General features: G+C 62.0%; 12 protein-coding genes, 1 other RNA gene and 2 pseudogenes. 4 read left to right on the top strand and 11 right to left on the bottom strand.

Annotated features, from left to right (window positions below):
- Positions 1-31: 31 nt before the first annotated feature.
- From LPC22_RS05215 to LPC22_RS05225, 3 genes are all read right to left on the bottom strand, one after another.
- On the bottom strand, positions 32-2,377 hold the full coding sequence (locus LPC22_RS05215; protein ID WP_373312899.1) for a DNA gyrase/topoisomerase IV subunit B: 2,346 nt from the start codon (positions 2,375-2,377) through the stop codon (positions 32-34).
- 133 nt (positions 2,378-2,510) lie between these two features.
- On the bottom strand, positions 2,511-3,911 hold the full coding sequence (locus LPC22_RS05220; protein WP_373312900.1) for an RNA polymerase sigma factor: 1,401 nt from the start codon (positions 3,909-3,911) through the stop codon (positions 2,511-2,513).
- Between the two features lie 114 nt (positions 3,912-4,025).
- A complete protein-coding gene (locus LPC22_RS05225; RefSeq protein ID WP_229132949.1) occupies positions 4,026-4,631 on the bottom strand; it encodes a hypothetical protein in 606 nt (201 codons plus the stop codon).
- A gap of 183 nt (positions 4,632-4,814) precedes the next feature.
- Here LPC22_RS05225 and LPC22_RS05230 point away from each other — a divergent pair, with 183 nt between their 5' ends.
- Entirely contained in the window at positions 4,815-6,014 is a 1,200-nt protein-coding gene (locus tag LPC22_RS05230; protein WP_229132951.1) for a polyprenyl synthetase family protein, read from the top strand.
- A 19-nt stretch (positions 6,015-6,033) separates the two neighbouring features.
- Complete coding sequence (locus LPC22_RS05235; RefSeq protein WP_229132953.1) at positions 6,034-8,187, top strand: Stk1 family PASTA domain-containing Ser/Thr kinase; 2,154 nt, start codon at positions 6,034-6,036, stop codon at positions 8,185-8,187.
- Positions 8,188-8,199: 12 nt separating this feature from the next.
- On the opposite strand, the gene LPC22_RS05240 is transcribed toward LPC22_RS05235, so the two are convergent.
- Positions 8,200-8,898 carry a lysophospholipid acyltransferase family protein gene (locus LPC22_RS05240; RefSeq protein ID WP_121914550.1) on the bottom strand — a complete coding sequence of 233 codons (699 nt, stop codon included), beginning with the start codon at positions 8,896-8,898 and terminating at the stop codon, positions 8,200-8,202.
- Positions 8,899-8,946: 48 nt separating this feature from the next.
- Between LPC22_RS05240 and LPC22_RS05245 the strand changes: the two genes are divergently transcribed.
- Positions 8,947-9,492, top strand: a complete 546-nt coding sequence (locus LPC22_RS05245; protein WP_121914549.1) for a hypothetical protein — start codon at positions 8,947-8,949, stop codon at positions 9,490-9,492.
- A gap of 95 nt (positions 9,493-9,587) precedes the next feature.
- Here LPC22_RS05245 and trpD read toward each other — a convergent pair whose 3' ends face one another.
- The 4 genes and pseudogenes from trpD to hpf form a co-directional block, all read right to left on the bottom strand.
- The gene (trpD, locus tag LPC22_RS05250; protein ID WP_229132955.1) at positions 9,588-10,688 is read right to left on the bottom strand and encodes an anthranilate phosphoribosyltransferase; all 1,101 of its coding nucleotides are present in this window, start codon (positions 10,686-10,688) and stop codon (positions 9,588-9,590) included.
- A 230-nt stretch (positions 10,689-10,918) separates the two neighbouring features.
- Positions 10,919-11,209: pseudogene (locus tag LPC22_RS08515) on the bottom strand (SEC-C metal-binding domain-containing protein); the annotation flags it as partial.
- Positions 11,210-11,382: 173 nt separating this feature from the next.
- Positions 11,383-13,891, bottom strand: a pseudogene (gene secA, locus LPC22_RS05255) (preprotein translocase subunit SecA); the annotation flags it as partial.
- 238 nt (positions 13,892-14,129) lie between these two features.
- A complete protein-coding gene (gene hpf, locus LPC22_RS05260) occupies positions 14,130-14,813 on the bottom strand; it encodes a ribosome hibernation-promoting factor, HPF/YfiA family (RefSeq protein WP_101432203.1) in 684 nt (227 codons plus the stop codon).
- Positions 14,814-14,989: 176 nt separating this feature from the next.
- Between hpf and rnpB the strand changes: the two genes are divergently transcribed.
- Positions 14,990-15,366: RNase P RNA component class A (gene rnpB / locus LPC22_RS05265), an RNA gene on the top strand.
- Between the two features lie 117 nt (positions 15,367-15,483).
- Here the strand turns inward: rnpB and LPC22_RS05270 are convergent.
- The 3 genes from LPC22_RS05270 to LPC22_RS05280 all read right to left on the bottom strand — a co-directional run bounded on the left by LPC22_RS05270 (position 15,484) and on the right by LPC22_RS05280 (position 18,484).
- Positions 15,484-16,281, bottom strand: a complete 798-nt coding sequence (locus LPC22_RS05270) for a hypothetical protein (RefSeq protein WP_229132965.1) — start codon at positions 16,279-16,281, stop codon at positions 15,484-15,486.
- Between the two features lie 5 nt (positions 16,282-16,286).
- Entirely contained in the window at positions 16,287-17,339 is a 1,053-nt protein-coding gene (locus LPC22_RS05275; protein WP_229132970.1) for a DNA-processing protein DprA, read from the bottom strand.
- A 230-nt stretch (positions 17,340-17,569) separates the two neighbouring features.
- Positions 17,570-18,484 carry a regulatory protein RecX gene (locus tag LPC22_RS05280; RefSeq protein ID WP_229132973.1) on the bottom strand — a complete coding sequence of 305 codons (915 nt, stop codon included), beginning with the start codon at positions 18,482-18,484 and terminating at the stop codon, positions 17,570-17,572.

Consider the following 18,484-nt stretch of genomic DNA (forward strand, 5'->3'; position numbering starts at 1 on the left):
TCCCCACCTTTCGGGCCTTGCTGAAGACAGATCAGGTGTCGATCTTGCTCCGGTCGAAGTCGTCGGCATTGTCCACGATGAACTGCTTTCGGGGCGGCACGTCGTCCCCCATGAGCAGGGGGAAGATGCCGGCCGCCTGAGCGGCATCCTCCATGCGGATGCGGCGCAGCATGCGGGTCCTGGGATCCATGGTGGTGTCGGCCAGCTGGTCGGCGTCCATCTCGCCCAGACCCTTGTAGCGCTGCACATCGGGATTGTAGTCGATGTGCTTGGCCTGCAGGTCGGCCAGCTTGCCCTCCAGCTCATCGTCCGAATAGGTGTAGATGAACTTCCCCTTGTTCCTGCCTGCCAGGGCGATTCGATGCAGGGGCGGCACGGCTGCGTAGACCCGCCCGTTCTCGATCAGAGGCCGCATGTAGCGGTAGAAGAGGGTCAGCAACAGGATGCGGATGTGGGCGCCGTCCACGTCGGCATCGGTCATCATGATGACCTTGTTGTAGCGGGCCTGGTCGATATCAAAGCTGGCTCCCGAGCCCGCGCCGACCACCTGGATGATGGAGGCGCACTCCTTGTTGGTCAGCATCTGGGACAGGGAGGCCTTCTGCACGTTGAGGATCTTGCCACGGATGGGCAGCAGGGCCTGGAACATGGAGTTTCGGGCCGCCTTGGCCGTGCCCAGAGCGGAGTCGCCCTCGACGATGAACAGCTCGGCGATGTCGTCGTTGCCGGGCATGGAATCCGAGAGCTTGGAGGGCATGGAGGCCGACTCCAGGGCGTTCTTGCGCCTGGTGACCTCCTTGGTCTTGCGTGCCTGGACTCGGGCGTGCATCTCGCCCACGATCTTCTCCAGCACCTGGCCGGACTGTTCCTTGAAGCCGCGCTTGGAACCGCTGATCATCTGGCCGAACTGGTCGTCGGTCATCCGGGTGACGATGGGCTTGACCTGGGCCGTACCCAGCACGTCCTTGGTCTGGCCCTGGAACTGCGGCTCGGCGATGCGCACGGTGACCACGGCCACCAGCCCGGCCAGGACATCGTCGCGCTCAACCTTGGTGTGGGAGTCCTTGAGGTTGACCTTGAGGCGGCGGGCGTTGGCCTCCACAGCCTTACGCACCTGGCGGGTCATGGCGTTCATGAACCCGTCCACGTGCATGCCCCCGCCGGGCGTCTCCACCACATTGACGAAGCTGCGGACGACTGAATCGTAGTCATTGACCCAGCGCAGGGCGATATCCACCCCGCAGACACGTTCCACCTGCTCGGCGTGCAGCTCGCCATCGGGACCGACCCGCTGGGTCTCCTCCTGGTAGGTATCCTGGCCGCTGATCCGCCAGATGTCGCTGACCGGCTCGCCCTTGGACAGGAAGTCCACGAAGTCCGTCACCCCGCCGGTGTGCAGGAACTCCTCCACCCGTTGATGGCCTGACTCGTCCTCCGGCTGCAACATGGCCCGGTCGGCCCGCTCGGTGGCCGAAAGGTCGGCATCCTCGGCCTGCGCGCCTTCGGCACGTTCGTTCCCGTCACCTTCTTCAGAGATGTCGCCGCTGTCAGGCGATTCACGAAGGTTCTCCCGAGCGTCCTGATTGGCCGGCTCTACAGCAGGTTCGCCGTCAACCTCCAGGCGCAGGTCCTGCTCGGCACTTCCTGTGGCGGGGATGCGATCGTCGATCACAGTGATTTTGAGGCCGGGCACCAGGAAGCTGGTCTGACGCACCCGGTCGATCAGCTGGGCGTAGCTGAACCTGGCCGTGGAGTTGAAGATTTCTGGATCGGCCCAATAGCGCACCCTGGTGCCGGTTCGGGACTTGGGCACGCTGCCCACCACCTCCAGGGGCGTAGGCCGGTTCTTCCTGGTGCGTTTGAAGGGTGAGTCAGGCGAGGGGTGCTCCGGATCTGGGTCCTGGTAGGTGCCGGGATGGCCCTGGTGGAAGCGCATCCGGTGGGTCTTGCCGTCCCTGTCCACCTCCACGTCCAGTCGGGAGCTCAGGGCGTTGACCACCGAAGATCCCACGCCGTGCAGGCCGCCCACAGCCGTGTATGAAGAGTTGCCGAACTTGGCTCCCGCGTGAAGCTTGGTCAGAACCACCTCCACGCCGGTCAACCCGGTTCGAGGCTCTATATCGACGGGGATGCCTCGGCCGTTGTCGTCCACCTCGATGGAGCCGTCCCTGTGCAGGATGACCTTGATGTGGTCACATTGGCCGGCCAGGGCCTCGTCCACGGCGTTGTCGATGATCTCCCAAAGGCAGTGCATGAGCCCTTGGCTGTCCGTGGTCCCGATGTACATACCCGGACGCTTGCGCACTGCGTCCAAGCCATCCAGAACCGTCAGACTGCCGGCACCATAGGACTTTTCCTTATCAGGCTTTTTCGCCACCATTTACCTCGCCGTTCACCTCATGGCGCCCAGGAGGACAGGAGTCCCCACATGGGCGGTTGCTTACGCACCGATGACCATTTCTAGCAAGGAGGCCTCGACAGTGTCAGGGCCTCCCCGTCGGGCGCAGAGGTCACTGATCCAGGAAGTCACGCAGGGTCTGCGAGCGCGAGGGATGCCGCAGCTTGGACATGGTCTTGGACTCGATCTGGCGGATGCGTTCACGGGTGACCCCGTAGACTCGGCCGATGTCGTCCAGGGTCTTGGGCTGCCCATCCTCCAGGCCATAGCGCATCTTGATGACGCCGGCCTCACGGGGGCTCAGGGTCTCAAGAACCTGCTGGAACTGTTCCTGCAGCAGGGAGAAGGCCACAGCATCCGAGGGGGCGATGGCGTCGGTGTCCTCGATCAGGTCGCCGAACTCCGAGTCGCCGTCCTCACCCAGAGGGGTGTGCAGGGAGATGGGCTCACGTCCGTACTTCTGGACCTCCTGGACCTTCTCGACGGGCATGTCCAGCTCCCTGGCCAGCTCGTCGGGGGTGGGCTCGCGGCCCAGATCCTGCAGCATCTGACGCTGGACGCGGGAAAGCTTGTTGATGACCTCGACCATGTGGACGGGCACGCGGATGGTGCGGGCCTGGTCGGCCATGGCGCGGGTGATGGCCTGACGAATCCACCAGGTGGCATAGGTGGAGAACTTGTAGCCCTTGGTGTAGTCGAACTTCTCCACGGCACGGATCAGACCCAGATTGCCTTCCTGGATCAGGTCCAGGAAGAGCATGCCCCTGCCGGTGTAGCGCTTGGCCAGGGAGACCACCAGTCGCAGGTTGGCCTCCAGCAGATGGTCCTTGGCCTTCTTCCCGTCGTTGGCGGCCCACTTGAGCTCGCGGCGGCGCTTGAAGTCCATGCCCTCGCCCTCGGTATCCAGCAGATGCTGGGCATAGAGGCCGGCCTCGATGCGCTCCGAGAGGTCCACCTCCTGCTCGGCGTTCAGCAGGCTGACGCGGCCGATCTGCTTAAGGTAGTCCTTGACAGGATCCGCAGTGGCGCCGGCGGTGACCACACGACGCTTGGGATTGCCGGAGGGGGTGACATTCTCATCGTCATCGGAATCGTCGACGACGAAAGCGCCCTTGACCTTGGCGGCGAGGGCATGGGCGGCCTTGCGGTCCTCCTCGGCCTCATCATGGACCTGGGAGGCCTCGTCCTCCTCCTGATCGTCCTCGTCGGGCTCGTCCTCCAGCTGGTCGTCGTCCTCCTGATCCTCGAGCAGATCCTCGTCGGGCTCCTGCTCCTCCTGCTGCAGGATGGGCTTCTCTTCGACCTTCTTGGTGGTCTTGGAGGCCGGACGGCGGTTCCTCTTGGTCGCCGAGGTGCTAGTAGCGGCGCTCTTGCGGGACGTGGTCTTGCGGGACGCCTTGCTGCTGGTCTTGGACCTGGTGGTGGTCTTGGTCCTGCCGGCAGTTGAACTGCTCCGGCCCTTTGCGGTATCCACTGCGGCTGTCTTGGCTGACTTGGTGTCCTTCGTGGCCAAATTCTCCTCCTGGATCATCCCACCCGCCGACACTGCTTTTAGGGCACAGCTATGGCAAGGTCAAATCGTAGACTCATTACAGTGAACCACCCCAGGGGGACGATTATTCCCGATTCAGCTCAATTGCCTCCAAGCCGGATCGATGCCACGGCCTATCAAGGCCAGGACGATGGCGGCCAGACTGCATGAACGGTCGTCTGCCAGGGCTTTCTGCGCAAACCCCGACGCTCGGGATCCCCCACTCCACCAGTCGACATAGGCCGCGACCGCCAGTGGCTGGGACCGAAACCCCGGCGGAACCTGATCCGCCATGGCTTCAAGCATGGCAAGCCCGGCACGGCAGCGGGGCTGGTCCGGCCGTGTCGCAGTGTCCTTGAAGACCGCATCCAGGATGCTGCAGAGCGCCGTCACATTCGACGGATCGTTGGGACGAACACACAGGTCCATCAACCGATCGCTGTCCATACCAGGCTCAGGCGCCAGCATTGACAAAATAAGCCCGTCGCGTATGGCCAGAGTCTCCTTGATGGCCACGGCCAGGCAGTCGGCCGAGTCGGAGTCCAACTGCTGGCGCGCCTGCGGCCCTTTCAAACCAGCGATCCAGTCTGTCAACGGTTGCTGGAGCCATCGTCTGTCGGCCTCTTCCACACCCCATCGTCGTCGGCCCTCTCGGTAGTTCTCCACCAGTTCCTTCATACCTTTTTCATGTGCATCGTCCATGCCTTCAGCGCCTCCCATCCGCTCCCGGTATGGAAACCGGGAGCCTTGGCACCATCCTGATCCAGTTGGCACCGTGAGGAAGGCCCCAACCGATCATGTGGTCAAGTGATGTCATCCATCCACCACGGTCCCGGCAGCCAGCCGCTGGGCAGATATGCGGATAGGCTCTAAGGCATGGAAAGCGTGACTGCAACACGGGTCGAACAGCGCATGGAGGAACTGCTCCAGCGCCGTTGCGACCACCTGATTGCTCCAGAACCCGGACCGGACCACCCCCGGGACCAGGACCCCTCCCAGGAGGCTTTGCATGAGGTCATCCTCCAGGCAATCGAGGCCGGCCGCGGCGGCAAACGCCTGCGCGCCCTGCTGCTCTGCGACGTCTGGCGGGCTTTGGATTCCGAGCAGAATCCCGACCGTGAACAGGCGGTGGTGGACCTTGCCTGCGCCTTGGAGGTCTATCAGACCAGCGCGCTGGTCCATGACGACATCATCGACGGTTCCCCCCGTCGTCGAGGCCGCCCTGCCGCCCACCTGGCCCTGAGCCGGTCGGTTGCCGGAAACGATTCGAGCGGCCGGACACCCGCAAGACCTGATGCACGCGGCAACGGCCTGGGCATCCTTCTTGGCGACCTGCTGGCATCGCTGAGCACGGACATGGCCCTCCAGTCAGCTGCCGACCTGCCTCAGGGACCGGCCATCGGAAGAACCTTCCAAGCCATGCAGACGGCTGTGGTCACCGGCCAGGTCCTGGACATGGGCATGGAGGAGGCCTGCCTGGACGATCCGGAACGCCTGCGCCGCCAGGCCCTGCACACCATGGCCTGGAAGACCGCCTCCTACACCACCCTGGCCCCGCTGGCTCTGGGCCTGCTGGCCGCCGGAGCAGACATGGAGGAGCATAAAGAGTCGGTGCGCGCCCTGGGTCTGGACCTAGGGCTGGCCTACCAGCTGGCGGACGATCTGTTGGACGTCACAGGCGACGACCGACGCACCGGCAAACCTGTGGGTGGCGATATCCGCGAGGGCAAGCGGACCGTCCTCCTGGCCGACACCCTGGCCATGGCCGATCCTGATCAGGCCAAAAAGGTTCATCGAATCTACGATTCCCCGGCCGAACGCCGCAAGGATACCCAGGTGAATATGGTCCGTGATCTGATGCAGTCCTGCGGAGCCGTAGAGGCCAGCCGTCAACGCATGGCCGACCTGTCCGTCCGAGCCCAAGCCCGAGCCAAGGCCCTGGCCGATGATCTGCATCTGCCGACAAGTGGCCGAACCATATTCCTCAAGGCCTGCCGACGCTTCCTGCCGCTTGCCACCACCGCCGGGTATCATGAACGTGTATCTTCCATTGATGCCGAGGCCGGTCAGGCCTCCGAGGTGTAGAGGGCCGGACAAGACGAGCATGAGTGAAGCGGACGAGAGGACCAGCGACCGGATCATCGACGGGCGCTACCGCATTCTGCGTGAGATCGCACAGGGTGGCATGGCCACGGTCTACGAGGCCTTGGACCAGCGGCTGTCCAGGCACGTGGCGGTCAAGATCATGCACACCATGCTGGCACAGGGACCGCACAGGGCCCAGTTCGAGGAACGCTTCCGCCGGGAGGCCAGGTCCGCGGCCGCTATCGCCAACCCCCACATCGTCCAGGTCTACGACACGGGTGTCGATCAGGGGCTGGATTACCTGGTCATGGAGTATGTCCACGGCATCAGCCTGAGGCGGGACATGGCCCGGCAGGGCGTCTACCCCCTGAAGGAGACCCTGCGCATCTTGGGCGAGATCCTGGACGGCCTGGCCTCCGCCCACCGAGCCGGCGTCATCCACCGCGACATCAAGCCGGAAAACATCCTCATCAACGACCGCGGCCACGTGGAGATCACCGACTTCGGTCTGGCCCGCGCCGCCGCCCAGGCCACCCTGTCCTCGACGGGCATGCTCATGGGCACGGCCGCCTACCTGGCCCCCGAGACCATCGAAAACAATGAGGCCTCACCCCAGAGCGACCTTTACGCCGTGGGGATTATCGCCTACGAGATGCTGACCGGCACGGTCCCTTTCGCCAGTGACAATCCGGTGACCATCGTCTTCAAGCACGTCCACGAGGATGTCCCCTCCCTGGCCAGGGTCTGCCCCGGAATCGACCCATCTGTGGCCGCCCTGGTCTCCGCGATGACCGACCGCTCCCCCGAAAATCGTCCGGATGACGCCGGCAAGGCCCTGGAAAGCCTGAGGAAGGTGGTCAAGGGACTGGACCGGCAAGCCTTGGACTACGTGCTGCCTGCAGCAAGCGGACAGCCCGCGTCCGCCATCGCCGGAACCTCTGAGCAGGAGACTACGGCACCCAGCGACGACGAAGCTGCAGCAACAGACCCGGAGAATTCGGACACGGTTCCGTCTGTGCCCGCCCCGCCCGAAACCGATGCGGACGCAGCGACCAGGCGCTATCGACTCAACGACGTGGACACCCCCTCCCGAGCCGAGACCACGACCGTTCTGCAGCCTCAGAATCCGACAGCACCTTCAGCCGATATAAAGACCGTGCAGGAAGGCGCTGAAGCGGCTCAACCCAAGCACAAGCACAAGCATCGGGGCTTGATCATCACGCTTGTAGTCCTGCTGGTGCTGGCCCTGGCCGGAGGCGGCGGTGGCGCCTGGTGGTACTTCCTGGGTCCGGGCAGCTATGTCGCCCTGCCCAAGCCGGATGACGTCTCCTGCTCCGCGAACCAGGAGTGCAAGGTCGTCGGCGCCGACTTCGCCAAGTACGCCCGCACACTCAAGGTCGCCGGCATCGAGGTCGACACTGCCTACGACTTCAGCGACCAGGTGACCAAGGGAGCCGTCATGGCCGCGGATCCCGATACTGTCGGAGCCCATATCAGCAAGAGGGGCGGCAGGCTCAAATTGACCGTCTCCAAGGGAGTGCGTCAGGCCACGGTGCCCAAGGATCTCCTCATGCCGGAAACATCCAACGGCAAGGATCCGGTGCAGGCTCTGAAGGCCGCCGGGTTCGACAGGATCGACCACGACACGTCCAAGGACCAATACTCCATGGACATCCCCGAAGGAGCGGCCATTTCAGTGGACCCGGCCCCAGGGACCAAGACCCGTCACGATGCCAAGGTCAGCCTGGTCCTGTCCAAGGGTCGGATGCCTGTGGCCATGCCCGACATCGTCGGCAAGGCCAGGGATGAGGCCAAGGCGGCCCTGGAAGCCCTCCGGCTCAAGGTCAGCTACAGTGAGGACTGGTCCGACAAGGTGCCACGCAACCAGGTGATCTCCGCCTCCCACCAGGCCCAGGAACAGCTCCACTGGGGCGATGCGGTCAACGTGGTGATCTCCAAGGGTCCACAGTCCATCACCATGCCCGACGTGAAAGGCAAGAGCCAGGACGAGGCCACCCGGATTCTGGAGGGATACGGGCTCAAGGTCAACATTTCCGCTCCGCTGGGCAACCTGACCCATACGGTGCGCATCCAGGACCCCAATCCCGGCAGTCAGGTCAAGGTGCTCAACGATGACGGCTCGCCGGCCGTCGTGACCTTGACCGTGGTCTGAACCCTTGGGAAGTCAGTCCAGCTCCTGACTGTTCTCATGGTTTTCATGCGCCTTGATGACTTGGGCATACACGTCCACGTAGCGTTGCCCGCTCATCTCCTGGATCTCCTGCATGATCCGGTCGGTCAGGTTGCGGATCTCCTCATGGGTGAGGCTGTTGACCGGCACATAGGGCACCGTGATGGGCTTGCCGTAGATGACCTTGGTTCTGCCCTTATGCGGAAGCACATGGCCGGGCTCCTGAAGCTGTCTGGTGCCGATGATGGCTGCTGGCACCACCGTCGTCCCGGTCTCAAAGGCCAGCCGCGCCGCCCCGGTATGCCCCCTATAGAGTCTGCCGTCCGGGCTGCGCGTCCCCTCCGGATGAATGCCGAAGATGTGCCCGTGCTCAAGAATGGAACGCGCCGTTTCCATGGCTCCCAGCGACTTGGAGCCGCCTGACCTGTCCACGGGGAAGACACCGACCGAACTGAACCACCACTTCTTGAACTTGCCCTTGATCCCCTTGCCGTTGAAATACTCGGCCTTGCCCATGAAGTGGATCATCCGAGGGCAGGTGATGGGCAGGAGGGCATCGTCGATGACGGCCAGATGGTTGGAGGCGATGATGGCAGCCCCCTGCTTGGGAATGTTCTCCGTGCCCTCAACGGTCGGTTTGAACCAGGTACGCGCCAACGGACCGAGCAGTTTGACGAAGAACCAGTACAGCACAGAGACTCCTTGGTAGCGAATGCGTGCGGCCGAGGTTACGATGGTTCTATGACCGAGCACAAGCATAACGACGCCGGGAAACAGTATAACAGCGAGGCGGGAACCGGCTCCCCACAGGGGGACGAAGAGTGGGCGGACTTCCTGAACTCGCACGCTGACGAGCTGGGTTCCCTGGAGTCGTCCAAGACGGCCAAGGAATTTGAAAAGAAGGCTCGAAAGTCCGAGAAGAAGGCGGCGCTGAGGGCCGAGGACCTGAAGCGCGACTCCTTCGTCGGTGGCTCAGGACCGCGCGATTTCCAGGGCAGGAGCTGGCTGGACACCGACGAGGTCATGGATCAGTCGTCGAACTTTGTGCCGCCCAACCCCGACCTGAGCGATCTGGGCAGAAGGCGGGTGGCCTTCATGATCATGACGGCGCTGGGCCTGGTCTGCTTCTTCCTGACCATCTTCATTCCCCGCTGGTCCGGCTTGACCGGCCTGCTGGCGGGCCTGCTCCTGCTGATAGGCATCGCAGGACTGATCATCGACCGGAAGAATTTCCGCGATGATTCAAGCGGGCTCTTCGATGACGACGAACAACACTACCGGCGATAATGCCGTGTGCCCCCATTGGTGAGCCGCCAAAAAATCGGGCCCTGCTGGCTGGAATATCAGCCAGCAGGGCCCAAACAGGTGTAGCAGCAACGAACCTAGACCAAGACCGGACGGGATGTCCGATTCTCTTGCAGGTAATGGGACTGCGCCTCCTGGGCTCCGTGGATCCAGGCTGCCAGCAGGTCTGCGGCCCTGCCCTGGTCCACAACCTCGGTAGCCAGTTGATAGGCCTGGGCAAACCGCACGTTCAGATCAGCCTCGGGACCGGCGTCAATCTGCGTACCGTCAGCCACGATGGCCGAGGCCGCATTGAGCAGGGCCGTGGAACGGGAGGGAACCGACTTTCCAGCCAGGAAGTCCCTGACGACACTGGCGTTGAAGGCGGGATCGCCACCGCGGAGGTCATCCAAATCCACCGGGTCGAGGCCCAGTTCACGGGTCGGGTCGAAGGAGCGCTCCTCCACCTTGCCCTGGTGGATCTCCCAGATGGAAACCGGCCCGGTCGGAGCCATCTCGTCAAGGCCTTCGACCGAGGTGTAGACCATGCCCTCCTGGCCGCGTGAGGCATAGACCTGGGCCATCATGGGACTCAGCTGACGCTGGGCGCATCCAATAGCCACATAGCGCGGGTTGACCGGGTTGGTCAGGGGTCCCAGCAGGTTGAAGACGGTCGGGATGCCCAGCGAGGAGCGAACAGGGCCGGCAAACCGCATGGCCGGGTGGAAGGTCTTGGCAAAGACGAAGGTGATGCCGTAGCGGTCAGCCATGGCAGCCACCTCCTGCGGCGGTAGATCCAGGGGCAGGCCCAGCTGCTCCAGGCAGTCGGCGGTGCCGCTCTTGCTGGATGCGGCCCGGTTGCCGTGCTTGACGATCCTGACCCCCGCTGCGGCAGCCACGATGGCGCCCATGGTCGACAGGTTGACGGTCGCTGCCCCATCGCCGCCGGTGCCGACGATGTCGGTCACATCACCGCTGACCTTCAGCGGCACCGCATGGCCCACCATGGCCTTTGCGGCCCCTTCGACCTCCGGGCTGGTCAGCCCTAGGGTGGACTGCATGGACAGGGCGGCGCCCACCTGTACCGGGTCGGCATTCCCGTCCATCAGGTCGTTCATGCACCACTCGGCCTCATCCGCGCTCAGGTGTCGACCGGACACCAAGGAGTTCAGGACGGATTTCCAGCTAAGTGGCCGCATGATGACTCTTTTCCTTTGGAGAAGCGGGGCCGGATGCCCCGCTGTTTGCTCTAGGTTTACTGCCCTGCCCCTCCCCTACACAAGGCCATCCCATATTCTGGTCACTTATCTACCAATATATGAAAGCAGCCAATCCAATATATGGAAACGGCCACCGCCCTTGCGAGCGATGGCCGTCAATCAGATCGGCAACCCTATCTGCAGAAGCCGCTAATCAATGCGCCTACCTGTCATTTCTTCTCGTTCTGACCGTGGCACATCTTGTACTTTCGTCCAGAGCCGCAGGGGCAAGGGGCGTTACGGGGTGTGCCCGGGAAGGTGCGGCCATCGGCCCAAGGCGAGTGATCCTCTACGGCCTTGGGCCTCTTATTGGCAGGAACCTTGCCCTCGGCATGGCTGATGGGAGCGGGCCCAACCGGGGCCGGGGACGAATCCTCGGGAGCCTCCGAGTCCTCGGCGGACGTGCTCAGACCCGACTGCGCGTCAGCGACATCCTCTGACGCATCCTCGTCGGAGTCCTCCTGGACGCTGCCCGCCGGGGCATCTTCATCACGCTCCTCGGCCGTCTCGTCGATGTCTGTGGTCTCATCCTCGGCATCAGGCTCTTCAGGCGCCTGGTAGTTGACCTCTTCGGACTGGCTCGCCTCGTTTTCTTCGCGTTCTTCGCGGGCCCGCCGCTCGTTCTCCTGGCTGGCGGCAATTTGCTTGAGGTCCACGTTGAAGAGCAGCTGCACGGTCTGCTCCTTGATGGCGTCGATCATGGAGTTGTACATCTGGTAGCCCTCGCGCTGGTACTCGACCAGGGGGTCGCGCTGACCCATGCCGCGCAGGCCGATGCCGTCCTTGAGGTAGTCCATCTCGTAGAGGTGCTCGCGCCACTTGCTGTCCAGGACGGAAAGGACCACCTGGCGCTCCAACTGCCTTGAGCCCTTCTCGCCCAGTTCATCCTCGCGCTCCTGGTAGATGGACTCGGCGTCCTCCACGATCTTGTCCGCCAGGGCCTTGACGGCCTTGTCACCCTTCAGACCCTCCAGGGAGTCCATGCTCTCATCCTGGTCGAGACTGATCGGATAGACGGAGGCCAGCGCCTTCCAGAGCCCGTCAGCATCCCAATCCTGAGGCTTGTCCGAGCCGTTCTGCGCCCCACGGATGTATGACGTCACGGTCTCGCGGATGAAGCGGAGGATGTCCTGGTGGATGTCCTCGCCCTTGAGCACGGCCTGACGCTCGCCGTAGATGACCTGGCGCTGCTTGTTCATCACGTCGTCGTACTTGAGCACGTTCTTGCGGATCTCGTAGTTGCGGGATTCGACAGACTTCTGTGCATTGCGCACACCCTTGGAGACACTCTTGGTGCCTATGGGTTGACCTTCGGGCAGGCTCGTGGAGGACATCATTCGAGCCACCAGCTGGGTGTTGAACAGGCGCATCAGGTCATCCTCCAGGCTCAGGTAGAACCTGGACTCACCGGGGTCGCCCTGACGGCCGGAACGGCCACGCAGCTGGTTGTCGATGCGGCGGGACTCGTGCCGTTCTGTGCCCAGCACGTAGAGGCCGCCCAGCTTGACGACTTCCTCGTGCTCATCCTTGACCTGTTCCTTGACGGAATCCAGCATCTTGGGCCAGCGCTTCTCATACTCCTCAGGGGTGTCGTCGGGCGAGTAGCCCTGCTCCTTGAGCTTCTGATCGGCGAGGAACTCCACGTTCCCGCCCAGCATGATGTCGGTGCCGCGCCCGGCCATGTTGGTGGCCACGGTCACGGCCCCCTTGCGCCCTGCCACGGCTACGACAGCAGCCTCGCGCGCATGCTGCTTGGCGTTGAGCACCTGGTGGTCGATGCCGGCTACGTCCAGCAGGGAGGAGACCACCTCGGAGGACTCCACGGATGCAGTGCCCAGCAGGATGGGCTGGCCCTTGGCATGCCGCTTGGCAACGTCCCGGACGATGGCGGCCAGCTTCTCCTTCTTGGAGCGGTAGATCAGATCGTCCTGATCCTTGCGGATCATGGGCTTGTTGGTGGGGATGGGCAGCACGCCCAGCTTGTAGGTGTTCATGAACTCGGCGGCCTCGGTCTCGGCCGTGCCGGTCATGCCCGCCAGCTTGTCGTACATGCGGAAGTAGTTCTGCAGGGTGATGGTGGCGAAGGTCTGGTTCTCGGCCTTGACCTCCACACCCTCCTTGGCCTCGATGGCCTGGTGGAGGCCCTCGTTGTAGCGGCGGCCCTTGAGCAGACGGCCGGTGTGCTCGTCCACGATCAGGACCTCGCCGTTCTGGACCACGTAGTCACGGTCGCGCAGGAAGAGCTCCTTGGCCTTGATGGCGTTGTTCAGGTACCCGATCAGGGCGGTGTTGGCGGGCTCGTAGAGGTTGTCGATGCCCAGGTAGTCCTCGACCTTGGTGATGCCGGGATCCAGGATGCCGACGACCTTCTTCTTCTCGTCGACCTCGTAGTCCTCGTCCCTGGTGAGCTTGGGGACCAGCTTGGCGAACTGCCGGTACCATCGGGTCACATCGCCCTCGGCGGGTCCGGAGATGATCAGAGGAGTTCGTGCCTCGTCGATCAGGATGGAATCCACCTCGTCCACGATGGCGAAATGGTGGCCGCGCTGGACCAGCTCGTCCTTGTCCCAGGCCATGTTGTCGCGCAGGTAGTCGAAGCCGAATTCATTGTTGGTGCCGTAGGTGATGTCCGCCTGGTACTGCTTGCGGCGCTCGTTGGGGCGCTGGTCGGTGATGATGCAGCCCACGCTCATGCCCAGGAAGCGGAAGATGCGCCCCATGAGCTCGCTCTGGTAGGAGGCCAGGTAGTCGTTGACCGTGACCACGTGCACGCCCTTGCCCTCCAGGGCATTCAGATAGCTGGGCAGGGTGGCCACCAGGGTCTTGCCCTCGCCGGTCTTCATCTCCGCGATGTTGCCCCAGTGCAGTGCCGCGCCGCCCATCAGCTGGACATCGAAATGCCGCTGGCCCAGGGTGCGCTTGGAAACCTCACGAACCGTGGCGAAGGCTTCAGGCATCAGGGAATCGAGGGATTCGCCGTTCTCCAGTCGCTGCTTGAACTTGGGCGTCTGCGCCTTGAGCTCCTCATCGCTCATGGCCGAGATCTGATCCTCGAAGGCGTTGGTCGCCTTGGCCACCCCCTGAAGCTTGCGAATCTGACGACCCTCGCCCATACGGAGGACCTTGTCCAAGACTGCTACCACGTTGCGCTCCCTACCGTTCTTTTATGGCCTTCGCACGCCCTCAGCTGACGTAGGCCCAGACCTTGATTATCTTACGCGAATGCACCGATTTTCTCGAAACCGATGGTTCCGCAAACCCGGCTGCGGCCTTGGCAGCCGGACCGGGCATTGAAGAAGGGCGATTCTCCGGAGGTCAGGCCAATTTGCCGCCGGGGAATCGCCCCACAGTTCAATATCCGCTCGTCTATCCGTTTTGCTGTTACTTCTTCTGGCCTACATGCTCGGGCGTATCGATCTCGAAGACGCCGTAGCTCCATCCGTGCCGGCGGTAGACCACTGACGGCCGCTTGGTCTCCTTGTTGACGAAGAGGAAGAAGTCGTGGCCGATCAGCTCCATCTCGTAAAGGGCCTCGTCGATGCTCATGGGCTCGGCGATGTGCAGCTTGCGGCGGATGACGATGGGGGTGTCGCCCACCTGCACCTCGACCGACTGGCCCGGCGCCAGGTCCGAGGCCACGGCGGTTTGGGCGCTGTTATCGGGGTTGGACTCCTGACCCTGGTCTCCCTGATCACCCTCATCGCCTGGCTGGTCATCCACGGGCAGATCGGCGGGCAGGGGCGGATGCTCCAGCCCGCGACGGTGGTCCTTGCGGCGGTCGCGGACCCGGCGCAGACGCTGGGTCAGCTTGTCCAGGGCCATGTCCAGCGCACTGAACTCGTCGGCGCTGGAAGCCTCGGCGCGAATCACGGTCTTGCCGGCCTGGACCGTGAGCTCCACCCTCTTGGCGCTGTCAGCCTGGCGGGGATTGCCTTCATGTGTCAGAACGACCTGGATGCGCTGGGCATCGGGGGCGATGGCCGTCACCCTATTCATCTTGCTGTCCACAACATCGCGGAACCGCTGCTTGATTTGGGTATGTCGACCGGTAATGACGATCTCCATGGGAATCTCCTTGCACTTGTGAGCGGACGAACCGCTGGTGCGATGGCGGACTTGGTCACCATCGACTGTGCTTCCGATTGTATCCGAAGAGCAGGGCTGACTCACTGATTGAGCTTGAGGCCAGAGCGGGATCCTGGCCGTGGTCCAGTCGTTCAGTTCCGCTATGCTGAATCCCCGAGACCTCTCGGATGGCCGCGGCCCCTCCTCCTGGGAAGGGCTGAGGAACTTCCGGGCTCCACAGAGCACGATGGCGGATAACGTCCGCCCAGGGCGACCTGAGAGATAGCGCAACAGAGAACAGACCGCTCGCCTGGCAAAGGCGGGCAAGGGTGAAACGGCGGTGTAAGAGACCACCGGGTCGACGGTAACGCCGACCGCATGGCAAGCCTCATCGGGAGCAAGGCCAAGCAGAAGGCATTCAGGGGCTGCTCGTCCCGCCTTCGGGTAGGCCGCTAGAGCCTGGCGGCAACGTCAGGTCGAGATGGATGGCCATCCGTCGTCCGGATATCATCCGGTCGATGACAGAACCCGGGGTATATGAGAGGTCTCATTTTCTTCCCCTCAGCAATTTGATGCTTGTGATCATCAAAGGACAGCTAAGGCAGCTATCGAGCATTTCGCTCTGGAGCCAAACTGCAGGCAGAAACCTCAATAAAACATCCTTGGGAAATCACCATTCAACACCTCTATTCCACGGACACCATCCCATTGCATAGTGATCGCCATGACTGAAGTCTCTAAGCAAACCAGGACCAAGCGAATTGATAAAGGATTCCTTGGCGATGCGAGTCACGCAGTAGATAGATACGCGGGAGACGCCTGCTTCTTTGAGACAAATGCTGGCTGATTGCGCTGTACTTCCCGTCACCCATGAGTCATCAATCAGAAGCACATGGCGTAAGCAGCTTGCTTTCACTGGACTTGCAATCGAGAAGGCTTCTTCATCCAGACTACGGGTCTTGGCCTTGTTGGCCCGCAACGTCACTTCAGGCAAGAAAGGAATCAACCCTGCCACCAACTGATGGAGGGGGTGCTCCTGGCCATATCGTTTTGAATTCTTCGTCGAAGGAATTACAGCCCATGCCGTTACAGGTGAGTTCTCCTGAGAACCGATGCATGACAGGTGCCCAAGGATATGCAGAGCAAGTATCGAAGCGACGATTGTTCGGTGCTCCTTGGCAGAAGGCAATTGCTCTTTGTAGTCGCGGATGACCTTGTATGTCTGTTCCCATTCTTCAACTGCATAAAAACCACAGGCTATGTGGTCAGCTAAAAGAGTCTGGCATTGCCGTTTTTGCGCTTCAAGAATGGTCTGATTACAGGACCAGCACCTATCGTATTGATTTTGTTTGAAACCGCCACAGGTACCACATACGTTGTCATGCTTTGAGTGATAAATGACAGGCTTTAAATAGCTTCCAGCTTTCCGCCACAGCAATTGGTCAAGTCTGGTTGTCTGATCCACCATGCTGATTACCCCACACCGATACGATCGGCATAGGCACTGGCTTGGGCAACTATGCCGCTTATTGCATCTTGCAACTCACTGTTGACCTCTTGTATCGAGTTGATGGCGCTGGCCACCTCATCCACATTGGAGACGACGTAGACGTTGGGCTTGTCGACCAGACGCTTGCCCCATTCAGTATGGTCAACCACGGCGTCACGAATTATGATCGGCCGGCCATGATGCTGGGCCTGCCGAGCCTGAACACGGGTGCCGGAATATTCATGGGCTTCAACGATGACGGTAGCGATACCGTAGCCGCTCATAGTGGCATTACGTGCAGGAAAGGTCCACTTGGTGGGCCCCTGCCAGGGCCAGAACTGCGAAAACACTTGGCCGTTATGCTCGATAAGCTCCTGCAGATGGCGATTTTTTGCGGGATAGTACTTCCCTATGCCCGTGCCGATGAAAGCCACCGTACGGCCATGCTCCTGCAGGGCACGATGATGGGCTTCAGCATCTACTCCCAAAGCCAAGCCGGCGATAACGGTCAGGCCTTTGCTCACCAGCATCGTTGCCACATCAGAAGCGAAATGCAGAGCCTCCGGTCCTGCATTGCGCGAACCCACCACGCTGACACCCATATCCTGTTGATCGGGGCTGAGGAAACGACCCTTGGAAAACAGGAACGGAGGCATATCGACAACCTCGCGCAGGCTCAACGGATACCGCTCATCGAGGACCGACACCATATCCAAACCCTGCTTGCCCCATTCATGAACCATGGCTTCGGCCTCTTTGTGAGCCTGCAAGAGCTGCACACGACGTTGCGTGGTAATGGGTATGTCATCCTCGCCCAACAGGGCCGTCTGAATACGGTCGTCATATTCGTCATCTTCGTCAGGGTCATCCAGCCGATGATGCTGCGGGTCAAGCTCATGTTCAAAGACTTGAATAGCGCTACCCTGGCGTACAACCTTTTCAGCGATGGAGCTCCAGGTGTCATGCGATTTGTCGATGGTTCTCAGCAGGGCGACCAGTGCTGCATTCTCCTGCAGAAGTTCACTCTTATCGAGCATCCGACACCTCCACCTTCTGACAGACTTGAACAACCGCGGCAGCCCGTTACATCCAGACTAGCCGCTCTATGTGAAAGCGGGACCAAAGGTCTTGATTCATGGTTCGCCTATGCCGACTGGAGTGCTCCGAATAGTGCATACATCCAGCTAGAGCAGTTCGGTAACATGGCCATAGCCGCATAGTGCTGTGCTTTTTTTCATCGTGAATACCAACACATCCACGAGATACCTCAATCGAGAGGGTCGTCAGAGACGAAAAGATCAGCTGCCACCTGGTTGAGAAGGCCGGGAGAGTGGCCCTTGCGGGATCCAGCACTCCAGAATCGCCGTTTGCGCACTTTAAGATCAAGTCCCGCTGTCTTCCGGGCCACCTTGCGGCCGAGCTCGTAGGCGGAGTCGACGAAGAGCCCCTCACGGGAGGCCTGGGCCACCACCTGCGCAGCCAGTCCCGGATCCAGACCCTTGCGGGTCATCTCCGAGAGCACGCCGCGCTCCCCCATGGTGCGGTGCAGACAGGAGCGCAGCAGATCCTGGGCATAGGCCTGGTCATCTACCAGGCCCAGCTTGGTCAACCGATCGACCACCTGATCGACCACGTTCGTGTCAAACCCCTTGTCGACCAGACGACGGGCCAGGGCTCCACTCGAACGGGCCGCTGCATCCAGCAGGGTCAGGGCAGCCTCCCGGCAAGCATCCGCATCATCCGCATCCGCTCGAGGGGCTGCAGGCGCTGAACCTCCACCAAAGCCGCCGGCACGTGGACGACGGCCACGGCGGCGGGTTCTTCTATCGGAACCACGGGCAGAACGGCGACCACGAGAATGGCGACCTGCCAGGGATTCGTCACCCATATCAGCATTGGCAGGACTGTCAATCTCTTCCAGACTGCCTCCGAACCGAGCGCCATGTCCCAGACTGAGGACAGGGGGCGGCACTGGGCGGCTGTCTTCCTTGTAGCTGTCATCCTTCTGCGCAGGGGCAGGAGCAAGGAGTGCCACCGAATCTGCTGGAGCAGACGCACCCGCAGGTTCTGCCTGGAACCGGTCCGACCGGGAATCCACCGATTCTGTGATGGAGTCGGCAGGATCCTCGGTCTGCGCCAGTCGGACCGGATTTTCCTTGAGGAAGTCCTCGGCCGAGATCAT

It is taken from the genome of Bifidobacterium mizhiense (genome assembly GCF_020884755.1).
GTDB classification, from domain to species: Bacteria; Actinomycetota; Actinomycetes; order Actinomycetales; family Bifidobacteriaceae; genus Bombiscardovia; species Bombiscardovia mizhiensis.

Coding starts and splice junctions, on each gene's coding strand:
- LPC22_RS05245 (WP_121914549.1), top strand. CDS start 8,947: ATGACCGAGCACAAGCATAACGACGCCGGGAAACAGTATAACAGCGAG.
- LPC22_RS05280 (WP_229132973.1), bottom strand. CDS start 18,484: ATGATCTCGGCCGAGGACTTCCTCAAGGAAAATCCGGTCCGACTGGCG.
- hpf (WP_101432203.1), bottom strand. CDS start 14,813: ATGGAGATCGTCATTACCGGTCGACATACCCAAATCAAGCAGCGGTTC.
- LPC22_RS05275 (WP_229132970.1), bottom strand. CDS start 17,339: ATGCTCGATAAGAGTGAACTTCTGCAGGAGAATGCAGCACTGGTCGCC.
- LPC22_RS05235 (WP_229132953.1), top strand. CDS start 6,034: ATGAGTGAAGCGGACGAGAGGACCAGCGACCGGATCATCGACGGGCGC.
- LPC22_RS05225 (WP_229132949.1), bottom strand. CDS start 4,631: ATGGACGATGCACATGAAAAAGGTATGAAGGAACTGGTGGAGAACTAC.
- trpD (WP_229132955.1), bottom strand. CDS start 10,688: ATGCGGCCACTTAGCTGGAAATCCGTCCTGAACTCCTTGGTGTCCGGT.
- LPC22_RS05270 (WP_229132965.1), bottom strand. CDS start 16,281: ATGGTGGATCAGACAACCAGACTTGACCAATTGCTGTGGCGGAAAGCT.